Raw genomic sequence first — 15007 nt, forward strand, 5'->3', positions numbered from 1 at the left:
CCACAGACCAGATCAAAAATATCCTCCTCAGCTATACCACAGACGCCGACTCAATCATCGCCCTCAGAGCGATCCCGGCCCCTGAGGCTGATTTCATCCGTCTTCAGGCCTACATCGCTGCCTCGGATGCCTACCGCCTCGCTGCCTATATGGCAAGCCGCAGCAACAACAACAGCCTGATAAGTTTCGGCTCCGCTGACATCCTTCCGGCTGCCGCCAGTGTGCTTGACACACCTATGGCCGCATCCTTCCCGACTGCACCGCAGATCATCCTCGGAAACCTCCCCAAAGGTACTCTCGAAGAGCGCCTCGCCGCACTTGACAGCTCCTACAAGACCGCCGAGATCAAAAACCGTGTCAAAGAACTGCTCGTAAGTGCATTCCTGGACTCATTCGACTATGCCAACGATTTTGAAAGCGGTGAGTCTCGTCTGAAAGCCGTGATCGAACAGTATTCACTCCCCGAAACGTATCTTGCCGCCTTCCGCGGACGCCGTGCGACTATCGCCGGCACTCCCTTCCCGGCTTCCGTAAACCTCGTTGACCGCGATGGCAACAAAGTTGATTTCAGCTCGTTCCGCGGCAAATATGTCTACGTCGATCTCTGGGCCTCATGGTGCGGACCCTGCTGCAAGGAAGTCCCTTATCTCCAGCAGCTCGAAAAAGATTTCGAGAATTCCGACGTGGTATTCGTCTCGATCTCCATCGACTCAACCAAGGCTCCCTGGCTCAAAAAGATGGACCAGCTCAACATGCACGGCAATCAGCTTTGGAACAGCGACGGCGAACTGCCGAAGCTTCTCAATATCCGCGGCATCCCCCATTTCATCATCTATGACCGCGAAGGCAAGCTGCTCAACTATGACGCACCACGTCCCAGTTCAGAACAGACCAGAACACTGCTCCAGTCGCTGAAATAATATGCGTTTCACATAAAAAATCAGGACTCACAAAAGATGTTATTTTTTGTGAGTCCTGATTTTTTGTATCTTTGCCGAAACGTTATAGCCACGACACTCATTGATTATATCCTATTATATCCTGTATGTGTCAGTCTGCATGCGTTTGCATTAAGAAAACAATATCTGAATTTATGGAAAATGGAACCTGGTGGACGGCTCCCACTGAAAGCGAATCAGGACGGCTGATTCTCGTAACGGGCCGCAAGGATGTGGAGAAATTCCGCACAAACCCGCGCTTCAACATCCGTGTGGAAGTAAGCTGGAAGTACGAAGGCGACGCCAAAGGAATGCCTGACAAGGAAACTTCCACCCTGATGGAAGAAGTTCAGGAAGCCTTGCAGAAGGAATTTCACAAAGATCCGGTTGCAGTGCTGACAGGCATCTTCACCGGCGACAACCAGCGGGACTGGATTTTCTATACCCTGAGCACCCACATTTTCGGTCGCAAGCTCAACGAGGCTCTCGCCTCCTTCCCGCTGCTGCCTCTGACCGTCTATACTGAAAACGATCCCGGATGGGAAGAGTATGACGAGATGGCAGAAGCCGAGATCAAGCTCGACTGATCTCCCGCCCCAATCCGGCAAAACGAACTGCGGCCTGCCGCGAAACTCTTTTTACAGTCAATCGTCACTCTGCAAAAAACTTTTTTAAGAGTCACTCATATCATATTGACTGAGATCCACACCCGCTTTGGATAGATTGTCGTCGACAATCCTCCGGAGCGGGTTGACTGTATGGCGGTAGTCGCTGATCGAACGGCGCATTTTTAGGATGCGTGGAAGATAGTCCTGCACCATTCCCCGCTCCTGAAGATAGACCAGCACCTCGGCCATGAATTTGTCGATGTTGGTGTAAAGCGCATCGAGCAGCCAGCCCTTGGCGCCGTTGCCGATCAGAGAGAGAAGCGTGGCGACCATCAGCTCGGCCACAGCATCATCGCCCGGCTCAAGCGAGCGGAAACGTTTCAGCGTGGCCCGCAGGCGCGACATGCGCGGACGATAGGCCCGCTTGGTGTAGCGCGTGGCTTCTTTCTGAAGAATCGCTCTGTACTCCTCGGTTTTCTTTTCGACATCAGGTTCTGCAATAAAATCGAGATATTCCTTGGCATCCTTGCTGTGAGAGTAGACATCCATGAGCAGTGACTGAAGCTGCCCGCTGTCGAAATCTTTGAGAAATTTACGAAGGCTTGTTTTTGACATTTCGGTTGGAGAATGTAAACGAGCGGCGTGTCGCACTGTTTGTCCGACACGCCGCTTTGATGTTCGTATCAGCAGGAAGCCTTAAACAGCCTCCCGCAGACCTGGATTCGGTTTATTTCTTATAACCCTTTATACCCTTTTCAAGGAAAGCGGAGAAGCGGGCCACGTTCTCATCGTAGGTGTAAGGACCCGAAAGGAGTTCGCCTTCATCGTTGAGGATGACGTAATAGGGCTGGGCGTTGGCGTTGAATTTGTAGCGTTGCAGATAGCTCCAGCGGTCACCATAGGTGTAGAGAGTCATATCCTTGCCATATTCCTTAACGGTTATAGGTTCAGGAAGGTTCTTCTTCTCGTCAACCATAAGTTTGACTACTGTGAAGTTGTCCTCGATCATTGCCTTGACGTTGGGTTCGTCAAGCACGGCGCCTTCCATCTTGCGGCAGTTGACACAACCGAAGCCTGAGAAGTCGACGAGGACGGGTTTGCCTGATTCCTTGGCAACCTTCATGCCCTCTTCAAAGTCGTCATATTCCTTGAATCCTTCGCCGTAGAGGTTGAAGTCCTGGGTAAACAAGGGCGGAACGAAAGCGCTGACACTCTTGAGAGGAGCACCCCAGAGGCCGGGGATCAGGTAGATGGTGAACGAGAACGAGCAGATCGCGAGGAAGAAGCGGGTAACACCGATGCTTCTGTCAGCAGGACCATAGTGGGCGAAGTTGAACTGGCCGATCAGATAAAGACCGAGCAGGGCGAAGATAACAATCCACAATGCGAGGAAGGCTTCACGGTCGAGAATGTGCCAGCCGTATGCGAGGTCGGCCACAGAGAGGAACTTGAGCGAGAGTGCGAGTTCCACAAAACCGAGCACCACTTTGAGTGTGTTCATCCAGCCGCCTGAGCTTGGAGCTGCCTGAAGCATGGTCGGGAACATGGCGAAGAGCATGAATGGCAATGCCAGTGCGGTCGAGAAGCCGAGCATACCGATTGCCGGACCCCAGAGGTCGCCCTGTGAGGCGGCTTCAACAAGCAGTGTGCCGATGATAGGGCCTGTGCAGGAGAAAGAAACCAATGTGAGGGTGAAGGCCATGAAGAAGATGGAAAGCAGACCGGTTGTCTTCTCGGCGGTGGCGTCCATCTTATTGGTCCATGATTCGGGAAGTTTGATGTCAAAGGCTCCGAAGAAGCTGATGGCGAAGACCACAAGCAGGAGGAAGAAAATGATGTTGCAGACTGCCGATGTCGAAAGCGCGTTGAGCGAGCTTGCACCGAAAATACCGGTGATCAGCAGACCGAGAGCAACGTAGATGACGATGATTGACAGACCGTAGGTGCAGGCATCAGCGATGCTCTTTGCGCGGTCTTTGCCTTTCTTGAGGAAGAAGCTGACGGTCATCGGAATCATCGGCCACACACACGGAGTGAAAAGAGCCACGAGGCCACCGAGGAAACATGTAAAGAAGATGTACCAAAGTGAAGTCGACGAGAAGTCTTCCGCGCTATCAGAATCTTCGAACGAAACAGGGGCCCAAAGGTCGGCGCCTGCACTGGCGGGGGCGGTGGACTGCTGTGATTCAGCTGCAAGCGAATCAGATGCAACAGCCTCGCTGACTTCGGCAGCATCCGGTTCGGCCACCTCTTCTTTAGGTTCTTCTTTCACTTCAGCCTTAGGCTCTTCCTTGGCGGCGGCAGCCGCTGCGGCAGAGATTTTGGCTGTTCCTGACAGATTGAAAGACGAGCGGGAAGGCGGAATGCAGTTTTCATCGTTGCAGGCTCCGCAGACAATCATCACGTCGATGTTGAATTCGGGTTTTGTCGCTTTGAACTTCTGAGTGATGGTCACTCCCTGAGTCCACCATGAAAGGTCAGCGCCAAACATTTCGTCATACTGCTTGTGAGCAGCCTTGTCGGGTGTCGGTTTTCCTTCGAGAGTCACGCCGTCAAGTTTGGGATACGTGATCTCAAGGATCTGCGGACCGGCATTGGGATCGCAGTCAAGCGAATACATGTGCCAGCCGGAACTGATCGCAGCGGTAAGAACTACCTGCCCTTGGGCATCGCCGGTCATTTCGACCTTGGCCTGCCATTTTACGGGGTTCATGATCTGCGCTACGGCCATGTTGCAGACCATAGACAATAAAAGCAGAAGCGTGAAAGTGTACTTTCTCATGGTTACAAATAAGAGAAATGCTAAATTAGATTGGTTTTATCGCACAAATTTAATGATTTTTCCTCAATCGCAACCATTTTTGCCTTCCTGAAACGTAAAAAGTTAGTCCCGATATTACAAAAAAATCAATTTTTTACACTTTTGCAATGCAAAAAGTCAAACCGACGCCATATTTTCCCTGGAATCTGCCTTCTGCACCTATCTTTTTGCCACCTCTGACTGAGGTCATACTTTTTTGCCATTTTATTGGCACTATGATCACCTGCTCACCTGTTTTATCAAAATTTCCCTAACTTTGTGGTTATACAAATCCAAAACATTTATTTCACCTCAATCCTTCCCATGAAGCATTTTCTTTTACTGTCCGGAGCGGCATTTCTGATGGCGGCTGCAATTCCGGCGAGTGCTGAAACAGTAAACATCGCCACTCCTAACACATCTCTTGTACTTGATGCCGAGAAAGGAGGAAAACTTCAGATTCTTCACTATGGCAACCGTCTCGGCGACGCTGACATCGCGACTCTCCGTGAAGCGGGAGCGATCAGGCGCGATGCCTATCCGATCTACGGCATTTATCCTCAGGCTGAATCGGCTCTGAGCGTGACCCACGCCGACGGCAACATGACCACGGACGTGGAAGTGACCGGCGTGACAAGCCGCAAAGAGGCTGACGGAGGCGAGGTCACAACTGTGGCCATGCGTGACAAAGTCTACCCCTTCGACCTGAATGTCAACTACCGGACCTATCCCGGCGAAGACGTGATCGAGACCTGGATCGATGTCACTAACAATGAAAAAGGAATTGTGACTCTCAACCGTTTCATGTCAGGCTACCTCCCCGTCCGCTACGGCAACGTGTGGCTCTCGCAGCTCTACGGCTCATGGGCGAATGAAGGCAAAGTCTCACAGACACCGCTGACCCACGGTGTGCGCATGATCAAAAACAAAGACGGAGTGAGAAACTCCCATACCTCCCACTCCGAAATCATGCTCTCGCTCGACGGAAAACCGCAGGAGAACACAGGCCGCACCATAGGTGCCGCCCTCGAATATTCAGGCAACTACAAACTGTTCATCGACACGGATGACAGCGACTATCACCATTTCTTCGCAGGCATCAACGAGGAAAACTCGGCTTACAACCTCAAGAAAGGTGAAAGTTTCGTCACTCCTCCCCTCGCACTGACCTATTCTGAAGATGGACTCTCAGGTGTCAGCCGCAATTTCCACCGCTGGGGGCGCAACCATCGTCTCCACGCCGGAAACACTGAGCGAAAAGTGCTCCTCAACTCCTGGGAGGGTGTGTATTTCAACATCAACGAGCCTGTGATGAACGGCATGATGAAAGACATTGCCGACATGGGCGGCGAACTCTTCGTGATGGACGACGGATGGTTCGGCAACAAATATCCCCGCGACAACGACAGCACCACACTCGGCGACTGGGTGGTAGATACCGGAAAACTCCCCAACGGCATCCAGGCCCTCATCGACTCGGCTGCTACCCACGGCATCAAGTTCGGCATCTGGATCGAACCGGAAATGACCAACTCTGTCAGCGAGCTCTACGAAAAGCATCCCGAATACATCATCAAGGCAGCGAAACGCCCGGCAACACAGGGCCGCGGCGGCACTCAGCTGGTGCTTGACCTGGCCAATCCGAAGGTTCAGGACATCGTCTTCACTGTTGTCGACACCCTCATGCGCAAATATCCAGGAATCGACTATATCAAATGGGATGCCAACGCCCCTATAATGGACCACGGATCGCAATATCTGACCGCCGACAACCAGAGCCATCTCTACATCGACTATCACAAGGGATTCGAGACCGTGCTCAACCGCATCCGCAAGGCTCACCCCGATGTGACAATCCAGGCCTGTGCCAGCGGCGGCGGACGAGCCAACTGGGGCATACTCCCCTGGTTTGACGAATTCTGGGCCAGCGACAACAACGATGCCTTGCAGCGCATCTACATGCAGTGGGGCACGAGCTACTTTTTCCCGGCCATCGCGATGGGCTCACACATCTCCGCCTCTCCCAACCATCAGACCTTCCGCCGCATCCCTGTCAAATTCCGTGCCGATGTGGCTATGAGCGGTCGACTTGGCCTTGAGATGCAGCCCCGCGATATGAACGACGAAGACAAGGCTGTCTGCCGTCAGGCCATCGCCGACTACAAAAAGATCCGCCCGATCGTGCAGTTCGGCGACATCTACCGACTGATCTCTCCCTACGACGGCAAAGGTGTGGCCTCGCTGATGTATGTCACTCCCGAAAAAGACGATGCCGTGTTCTATTGGTGGAAGACAGAGACATTCATGAACCAGCAGCTACCGCGTGTGGTCATGGCAGGCCTCGATCCCGACAAGACCTACACTGTCACCGAGCTCAACCGCATCGACAACGAACCTCTCAGCTTCGAGGGCAAGAAATTCAGCGGCCGCTACCTGATGTCAAACGGACTGGAAATCCCTGTCACCCACAAGGTGGACTATCACAAGAACACCGACTATGCCTCACGAGTGTTGAGAGTGACAGCCCAGTAACACGGCAAAAACCACATTCAGTTACATTCTTAAAACTTTTTGGCGCATTTTACTTAGTAATTTGCGCCTTTTTATGTAATTTTGCCTTAAACTATAAAAACTCATAGATCATGAATCAGGAATTGGACTGGGGAAACCTGTCATTCGGCTATATCCCCACAGATTATAACGTACGCTGCTATTTCCGCGACGGGAAATGGGGCGAGATCGAGGTTTCGCAGAGCGAAGAGGTCAATCTCCACATCGCAGCGACCTGCCTGCACTACGGTCAGGAAATTTTCGAAGGTCTGAAAGCTTTCCGCGGCAAAGACGGCAAAGTGCGTGTGTTCCGTCTCGAAGAAAACGCGCGCCGCATCCAGGAATCAGCCAAAGGAATCCTGATGGAACCGCTGCCTTTGGAAAAATTCAAGGAAATGGTGTTGAAAGTCGTCAAACTCAACGAACGTTTCGTCCCCCCCTACGGCTCAGGAGCCTCACTTTATATCCGCCCGATCGAACTTGGCACCTCGGCCCAGGTCGGCGTGAAGCCCTCGACCGAATATCTGTTCATGATCCTCGTGACTCCGGTAGGCCCGTATTTCAAGACCGGATTCAAGCCGACCAACATCTGCATCATGCGCCAATATGACCGCGTGGCCCCCAACGGCACAGGTCTCTGGAAGGTCGGCGGCAACTATGCCGCATCGCTCACCGCCGGTGAACATGCCCATGAGCTCGGCTATTCAGCCGTCCTCTATCTCGACCCGAAAGAAAAGAAATATCTCGACGAATGCGGCCCGGCCAACTTCATCGCCATCAAAAACGGAGTCTACATCACTCCGGCCTCCAACTCGATCCTCCCCTCGATCACCAACAAGAGCCTCATGCAGCTTGCTGAAGATATGGGTGTGAAGGTTGAACGCCGCCACATCACCGTTGACGAACTCGGCGATATTGACGAAGCAGCCGCTGTCGGCACTGCCGCTGTCGCTTCGCCCGTCGGAGAGATCGACGACCTTGACACAGGCGAAAAGTACATCGTTTCAAAGAACGGCGAACCCGGCCCGATCACCACCCGTCTCTACAACACTCTCCGCGGCATCCAGCTCGGCGAGATCGAAGACACCCACGGTTGGTGCACGATCGTTGAATAACTCTCAATTGCAACAACAGCACTTCTGAACAATCAATCTTTCAGCCATGACTTGGCAGGAACTTATTGACAAATATTATCCCGAAGGCAGCCGTCTTCGGGATATTTACTTGGCCCACTGCCGTTCGGTGGCAGACCTCGCGCTTGAAATAAACGCATCCAAAGAACTCGGACTCGATCCTGCTGAGGTAGAAGAAGCCGCGATGCTCCACGACATCGGCATCTTCCGCTGCGATGCGCCGGGAATCGAGTGTCACGGCAGCGAGCCGTATATACGCCACGGGGTGACCGGCGCAACTATCATCCGCGCCGAAGGTCCGGGCGAGACAAGCGCCCGTGTGGCCGAACGCCATACCGGTGCGGGACTTACTCGCGAGGATATTCTCAGCCAGAATCTGCCGCTTGATCCTGACGGCGACTACATGCCTCAGACATGCCTCGAACGCCTCATCTGCTATGCCGACAAGTTCTACTCAAAGAGCGGCGACATGCAGCGCAAGCCTCTCGACCGGGTGATCCGGTCGATGCAGCGGATCTCCGACTCGACTCTCGAACGCTTCATGACTCTCCACCGCGAGTTCGGAGACACACCTATATAATATATACGCCTATAATATATACGCCCTTGGTATATCAAGATTAGCTCAATGAAAAAACGTCCGCTTGCCGTGAAAAGCAAGCGGACAGTTATTTTATTCATCTCAATGGTGAATGCCGGACTTCCGGCGCCACACATCGCTCTGACAATCTGATCAGAAAGGATAGATGCCGTTGGCAGCTCCGTTCATCAGGGCGTTGAAGAGATATGCGTTTGTGAGAATGCCGTCAGTACGGTTTATGTCATTGCCGGTCTCCCAAAGGAAAGGTACACATCCGTGCTTTTTAGCTGACATCGTGACATATTCAGTCCAGTAGGCACGGCTCGCAAGATGTTTGTCGACATCCATTCCATTAATGTTGCGGTTGGCTTCGACTCCATATTCACCAATGATTGCGGGGATACCTTTGCTGACATAGTAATTCTGAATTTTGGCAAACTGTGCGTCGACATGACTTTCATCACCCCATGTGCAGTTGCGGTCTGAACCTTCCACAAAATTGTCCTTACCCCAATAGAGCTTGACAGTAGGTGACCAGTCGCCGTCCTTCTCCATGATAGTGAAGTCCGAGGGATCATAGAAGTGTACTTCTACAAGCGCACGGTCAGCAACAATATCTGTCGGCATTGAATAAAGGCCCTTTATACCTTCATCTATATTGGTGAAAGGAGTCTGATGGATGAGACAGCGAGTGGCATTGTTTCCGCCCGTAGCACGAACAGCATCAACAAACGTCTGCTGATAGGCCATGATGGCTTTCACTGACTGTTCCTTACCGGCCTGAGTCTGGTTCTGCTGACCGGGTTCGTTCATACCGGCAAAGAGCAGGTGCTCGTCATAGTGACCGAGCTTGTTGGCAATCTGAGTCCAGAAAGTGCTCTGCTTTTTGTCAACGTCAGCATCATAGCCGTTTACGCAGCTTTCTTCAAGCCAGCCACCGTCCCAATGGATATTCACGATGGCATACATACCTTCACCGATAACCCAGCCGACGATTTCGTCCACACGGTCAAGCCAAGCCGGATCAATTATATTTTTAGCTTTCTCAGCGGTTGTTTTACCCTGAATGTGGCTGTTCCATGCACAGGGGATACGCACAGCGTTGAAGCCTGCGGCCTTAAGACCACGGATATAGCTGACAGTCACAGGTCGACACCAGGAGCCTTCACCGTCAGGAGCTTCAAGAGTATTGCCGATGTTGACACCAGCAAAGATGCTTTTAGCAATCTCTGTGGCACTGACATTGTTGATGGGAGTCTCAGGAGCAACCACAGGAGCGCTGGTGGGCTGTGTCACAACCATACCGCGAGCCACATTACCGGCAAAAACCGATACACGGGCCGAACGCGGACCACGAGTCTCATTGAGTTCGGTGGTAACTGTTACGGGATAACCATCGGCGGTGCAGTCTCCGACTTCGGCCTTAATCCATTTGAGGTCATCGTTTTCAGACATTTTTTCAACCTGAACCGAAACAGTAGCAGGAGACTTGACCAAAAACGTCTGTGATCCGCCTGTTGCATCAGCTGTCATGCCATCGGCAAAAAGCTGATCAGGCACCTGAATCACATCATAGCGCACTTCATTTCTGTCATCATCACACGATGCTGCAAACGAACCACCGACGGCGATACAGACAGCTAAGTAAAATGATTTGGTTATATTCATCAGAATTTAGATTTCGTGATTGAGACGGAGCTCCAGAGCCGAAGCTCCGTCATGAATAGTTAATTTTACAAGTAATTTACCAAACTACCGGTTTAAAAGGAGTGTCAACAGTGAACTTGACACGGATCGAATCAGTGAAACCGAGTTCCTTTACGACCTCTCCCTGAGGTGTACCGAAAGCACAACCCTGACTTGAGGTGACACCGTAGCAGTTCCATAATTCGAGACGGTGCTTGTCACCGTCATCTGAATTGGCAACCTTCGCGGGATCCCATCCGGTGACAGCATTGCCGTCGATCTCAAGACCGGTAAGGGTCATCTGAGTGCCGGGGAACACATTCATAAGTTCAGGAGTGTTGACGAATGTCATGATCGAGCCACCGGCAAAAGCACCGTCTTTGATTGTGATGTCAAATTCCTTTTTGCTGGCTGCGATTTTGTTGTTTTCGTCAACTACAAATTTGAAAGAGGCTCCGGAGGGATCTGTAACACCGGCCCATCCAGTAGGTTCATACCAGCTTGAATTGACTGTCAGCAGACCAGGGGTAAAATATGCCGGGTTGAGTGTGATTGTATAATCAATCTCAAGTTTAGACGAAACCGAGAATGCCGGATCACTTTCAACATTTGTGGCTGCACTGAAAGGACTTTCCACTACCTTGCCGCCCTGCTGGCCCTTGCCCCAGATGTTGAAGAGCTCAATGCGGTAGTTGCCGTTATCTTCAATGTCGCCATAGAAGAATCTGTTGGCATCAAACTTTATTGATTTGCCGTCACAACGGATGTCGTTGATATAGACGATTGCAGTCGGATATTTTGCAACGAGGTTCTGGAAGTCAATATTGAATACCATAGCGCCATTGACGGTGCCGTTATAGGTCACGGTGTGTTTGCCTTCGAGTTTTTCGGCATCAATGCGGTCGCAGATCGTCCCCCATTCACCGTTCCAGTCACCACCTACACACTGGAAGTTGACCGGAATGGCATCATCGAACTCACGTTTGCGTTCGCTGTAGTAGTTGACTGCATAGCCGTAGTCTCCGTCAGGGATGGCGATGCGGAGTCCGTCATTGTCAAGAGCGAGGATCTTGAGGCTTCCAGACTTATTGGCAAGCCAGGTGTTGCCGCAAAGGATATCAATGTCAATGTTCAGGACAACGTTCTTTTCATCAATAGTGTAGTGGCCGGTCTCGTCGGTAACGGTTCCGTCCTCGGCGATACGATGGATGCTAACGGTTCCGTCTTCAAGGAATTCCATGTAGCCATAGTCTTTTCCGTAAGTGTAGCCGATCCAGCCGTTGTTGGTTCCCATTTCCCATCCGATCTGCTGTTCGACATTGGGATGGTTGTTGGTGATGGTGTTCCAGTTGTCAGTTACGCCAAACTGGGTGAAGGGACCTTCAAACACGTGGAGTTTGCCGTCCTGGCCGTTTTCCATGTACCATTTGCCATAGAGTTTTGTCTTGTCAAACGGAATGTTGCGGGCAGTTGAAATGGCACGGACTGCTGCCGCCTGATAGACAGGAAGAGAGGCGCGGGCTCTGTTGGACAACGAGAACTGATAGGCATAGTAGAAATCGCCATTGTTTACAGAGCCTGTGGCATAGTAACCTGCTGTGCCCTGAGAGCTGATATCACTGACTGTACGAGTGCCGGCAGCGGGAAGGAAGATGGAGTTTCCGTTGGGACCGGTCAGTCTGTAGCCAGCTACGCCCTCAACTTCAGTCCATTCGGCTGTACATTTTGCAAAAAGTTCCTCATAGTCCTGGTAAGAGGGAAGTGTTCCTACACCTCCGGTCACGTTCCATGCGAGGTCCTGCTTAGTGCGATAGATGTCACCTGAAGCATAGTCTTCGGGGAGATATGAAGTATTGACACCCGTGAGATCACCGAATCCGAAGAGGCCTCCGAAATCAGACTCTGATTTCGCGCCAATATTGCTTTTTGCCCATTTGACAGAGAGACCGAGGTCTACGAAATCGGCATCGGCATCAAAGGTCTTTGTGTCAGTGGTGAATTCTTTCACATCGCCGTAGATGACACCTGCGCCAAGATCAAGATAGGCGGCATAGTAATATTTGGTTCCGGGAACGAAGCCTGATTTTTCGACAGAGAATGCGGCAGCCTGCTCAGCAGCGGGAACAATGAGACCTGCTCGTACCTTCTCTACATCAGGATCAGCCGATATGACAACACCTACTGTGGCACCTTCAGGAGCTTCGGTAACGGCTCCGCCCATAGTGGCTGATGCGAAATCAACGGTCTGAACATTGTCAGTGACAACGGTGGCGCTGGTGGTCACGAATGACTTGACTTCGCCCTGGAATGAAACCTGACCTTTGAGAGAGACAAACACCTGATAATAGTATGTCTTTCCGGTTTCAAGGCCATCGACAGTGGCTGTCACGACGTTTTTGTCAAGCACACCGTCAACGCGGTTTGTCAGACTGTTCGGGTCCTCGCCATAGTAGAACCCTACAGAGTAGAATGCAGCAGACTTGTCGGCCAGGCCCTCCACTGTACCGTGGAGGGTCGCGCTGTTGGCCGTCACATCAGAGGAACCGGTTGTGACCGATGACTGGTCGATAACGGGGTCCGTCGAGATGAAATAATTGTCATCGTCATTGCAGGAAGCCAAGGAAAGGCCGAGCATGAGCGACGCACAGAGAAATATTTTGGTTTTCATGTTAAAATTTTCCTTGTTTCATGGTTTATTCAATTGTCAGCGAAACGATTTCGGGCTTGACCACATCTGCATCAAGATTTCCGTCGGCATCAAGCGGTGACACTACAAGACCCTTCTGCTGTATGCAGATTGAGAAGCAGCTTGTGCCCTCAAATTTCAGAGTTCCGGAGGTGGTATTGGTCAGGCTGATTTCGGTCACACCGTCCTTGTTGAGGGAAACAGACGGATTACTGAACACACCTGCGTCATTTGAGTCCCAGTTGAAAGCAGCCAGGTCATCGAAGTTATGGCCGAAGACTACTTTGGGGTCAGCTCCGTCAGTCCAGGTGATGCCGGGGAGGCGGAATGCAAGCTTTATGGTCTGTCCTTTCTTGAGACGGAGTTTGGTCACATCAACAGGATAGAGGCCATCGGCATCATAGAATGCGTTGTAGACTTCCAGACGATAGTGGTGGCCATCCTGGATGTAGCAGTTAAGATATTCCGGATTTACAGCAATTACTGTCGGACCTGTCTGGCCACCGCCAAGAGGCTTGACAGTCAGATTGGCACAGACATAGCGGTTGGCAACACCGTTTTCATCCTTAGCCACGGGAACACCGATAACGAGGGTGCCGTTTTCGGGGTTACATTCAAAGACTGTGAATTCTTTGCCCTTGACGGGATCAGGAGTAGTGGCGAGAAGTGTCACTTCCCGTGCAAACACGATCTTGTTGCCTTCAATGGTGAATTCAGTTTGCGCCAGGCGTTCTTCAATGGCAAGTCCGTAGGCATTGTAAGGGATGCTGAATTTGCCGTCAGAATCCTCTTTGTAGCCGGTGTAGCGATTCATTGTCATTACGAATTCGTCATCAGAGAAAGCCGGACAGGCGGGAGTGCCATAGAGTTCAGAGAGTTTTTTCCATGCACCTTCAACCTTGCCTTCACCGTTCTTCACTGTACCGTCCCATTCCATAAGGCAATAGGGCAGTTCAGAATCAAGGAGATATGTGACAGCGGTTGCGTGATAAGAAGCATCATCGCCGATAATGGTGAAGAGATCCGTGGCAAGATCCTTGTACTCAGGAAGAACCGGCGGAACTGTCGACAGAGACGGTCCGGTGACAGGCCACTCGCCGTCCCAGCCTTTTTCAACGAAGCAGAGAACCATGCGCTGGTCCTTGTTGCCTCCTTTGCCGTCGTTACGGATGAGTTTGAGACCGAGAACGTGTTCGTTGAGTTTGACCAGTTCGATATTAACCATGTCGACAAAATACGAGTCGCCAATGCGGTCGCCAAGCCAGTTCAATCCGGCAGGCATAGTGATAGTTTTTCTATCAGGGTCCATGACGAACGCTTTTGTCTGGCCGTTGACAGTCAGATTTGCACCATTGATGAGATCGAACGTGAGTTCGTGGATAGACTCGATGGTAGCTGTGGTAGTGGCGGCATCGCCAAACAGCCAGTCAGGAGCACCGGCCTGCCATACCCAGTTGGGGTCATCGACACCATCTTCGGCATATGAGGGATAATCGGCCTCGGTATATGTTTTGCCGTCGGTAAATTTGTCCCATCCCATCGGAGCGCACATGAATGTGAACGCGCCTAAATCAAGGTTTTTGGTGTCCAGCTCCCATGTTTTTGACTGGTCGGCACCACCGGTGAGGTATGTCCAGAGAGGGTCTGTCAGCAGGTCGCCGTTGGTATTTTCGAGTGTGAAACGATAGGGTTCGCCATAAACTATGCCGCCACGGGTCATTACGCCGAAACGGATTTCATAATCACCGGCAAAGGGGATGTTGGCTTCAGTAGAGGTTTTGCGCTCTATGCCCTGCGGATGAATCCAGCTTGTGACGTAGCGACTTCCAAGGAGGCTTGTCATTTTGACCTTGTTAGTAGCCTGATCGATTTCAATTGTGTATGCTTTGCCCTCCACGAGATCCGCAGCCGTCAGGTCAGGAGCGGGGAGGGATTCATCTTCCGGCGTACAGGCTGTGGAAGAAAACAACAGAGCCACGCCTGCAAGAAATGAATAAAAAAACTTATGCTTCATGTTTTTCAGAAA

10 protein-coding genes are annotated in these 15007 nt (G+C 51.6%); 5 read left to right on the forward strand and 5 right to left on the reverse strand.

Annotated elements, in window-relative coordinates; genetic code table 11:
* Together K2H17_RS05275 and K2H17_RS05280 are read left to right on the forward strand one after the other, a co-directional pair.
* The coding region (locus tag K2H17_RS05275; protein ID WP_300132262.1) for a TlpA disulfide reductase family protein at positions 1–920 on the forward strand (920 nt) is incomplete at its 5' end.
* A gap of 173 nt (positions 921–1093) precedes the next feature.
* Positions 1094–1525, forward strand: a complete 432-nt coding sequence (locus tag K2H17_RS05280; RefSeq protein ID WP_300132264.1) for a DUF695 domain-containing protein — start codon at positions 1094–1096, stop codon at positions 1523–1525.
* Positions 1526–1609: 84 nt separating this feature from the next.
* On the opposite strand, the gene K2H17_RS05285 is transcribed toward K2H17_RS05280, so the two are convergent.
* Together K2H17_RS05285 and K2H17_RS05290 are read right to left on the reverse strand one after the other, a co-directional pair.
* Positions 1610–2161 carry a DUF6155 family protein gene (locus tag K2H17_RS05285; RefSeq protein ID WP_300132266.1) on the reverse strand — a complete coding sequence of 184 codons (552 nt, stop codon included), beginning with the start codon at positions 2159–2161 and terminating at the stop codon, positions 1610–1612.
* Positions 2162–2273: 112 nt separating this feature from the next.
* On the reverse strand, positions 2274–4328 hold the full coding sequence (locus K2H17_RS05290; protein ID WP_300132267.1) for a cytochrome c biogenesis protein CcdA: 2055 nt from the start codon (positions 4326–4328) through the stop codon (positions 2274–2276).
* A gap of 381 nt (positions 4329–4709) precedes the next feature.
* Between K2H17_RS05290 and K2H17_RS05295 the strand changes: the two genes are divergently transcribed.
* The 3 genes from K2H17_RS05295 (at position 4710) to K2H17_RS05305 (ending at position 8609) form a co-directional block, all read left to right on the forward strand.
* Positions 4710–6878, forward strand: a complete 2169-nt coding sequence (locus K2H17_RS05295) for an alpha-galactosidase (RefSeq protein ID WP_300132311.1) — start codon at positions 4710–4712, stop codon at positions 6876–6878.
* Between the two features lie 110 nt (positions 6879–6988).
* Positions 6989–8011, forward strand: coding sequence for a branched-chain amino acid aminotransferase (locus K2H17_RS05300; RefSeq protein ID WP_300132269.1), 1023 nt, complete (start codon positions 6989–6991; stop codon positions 8009–8011).
* 46 nt (positions 8012–8057) lie between these two features.
* A complete protein-coding gene (locus K2H17_RS05305) occupies positions 8058–8609 on the forward strand; it encodes an HD domain-containing protein (protein WP_300132270.1) in 552 nt (183 codons plus the stop codon).
* Positions 8610–8762: 153 nt separating this feature from the next.
* Here K2H17_RS05305 and K2H17_RS05310 read toward each other — a convergent pair whose 3' ends face one another.
* The 3 genes from K2H17_RS05310 to K2H17_RS05320 form a co-directional block, all read right to left on the reverse strand.
* Positions 8763–10277, reverse strand: coding sequence for a cellulase family glycosylhydrolase (locus tag K2H17_RS05310; protein WP_300132272.1), 1515 nt, complete (start codon positions 10275–10277; stop codon positions 8763–8765).
* Between the two features lie 76 nt (positions 10278–10353).
* Positions 10354–12963 (reverse strand): hypothetical protein, encoded by a 2610-nt coding sequence (locus K2H17_RS05315; protein WP_300132273.1) that lies wholly within the window; start codon positions 12961–12963, stop codon positions 10354–10356.
* 25 nt (positions 12964–12988) lie between these two features.
* Positions 12989–14995 carry a hypothetical protein gene (locus K2H17_RS05320; RefSeq protein ID WP_300132274.1) on the reverse strand — a complete coding sequence of 669 codons (2007 nt, stop codon included), beginning with the start codon at positions 14993–14995 and terminating at the stop codon, positions 12989–12991.
* Positions 14996–15007: the final 12 nt, after the last annotated feature.

The organism is Duncaniella sp. (genome assembly GCF_029054785.1).
GTDB lineage: Bacteria > Bacteroidota > Bacteroidia > Bacteroidales > Muribaculaceae > Duncaniella.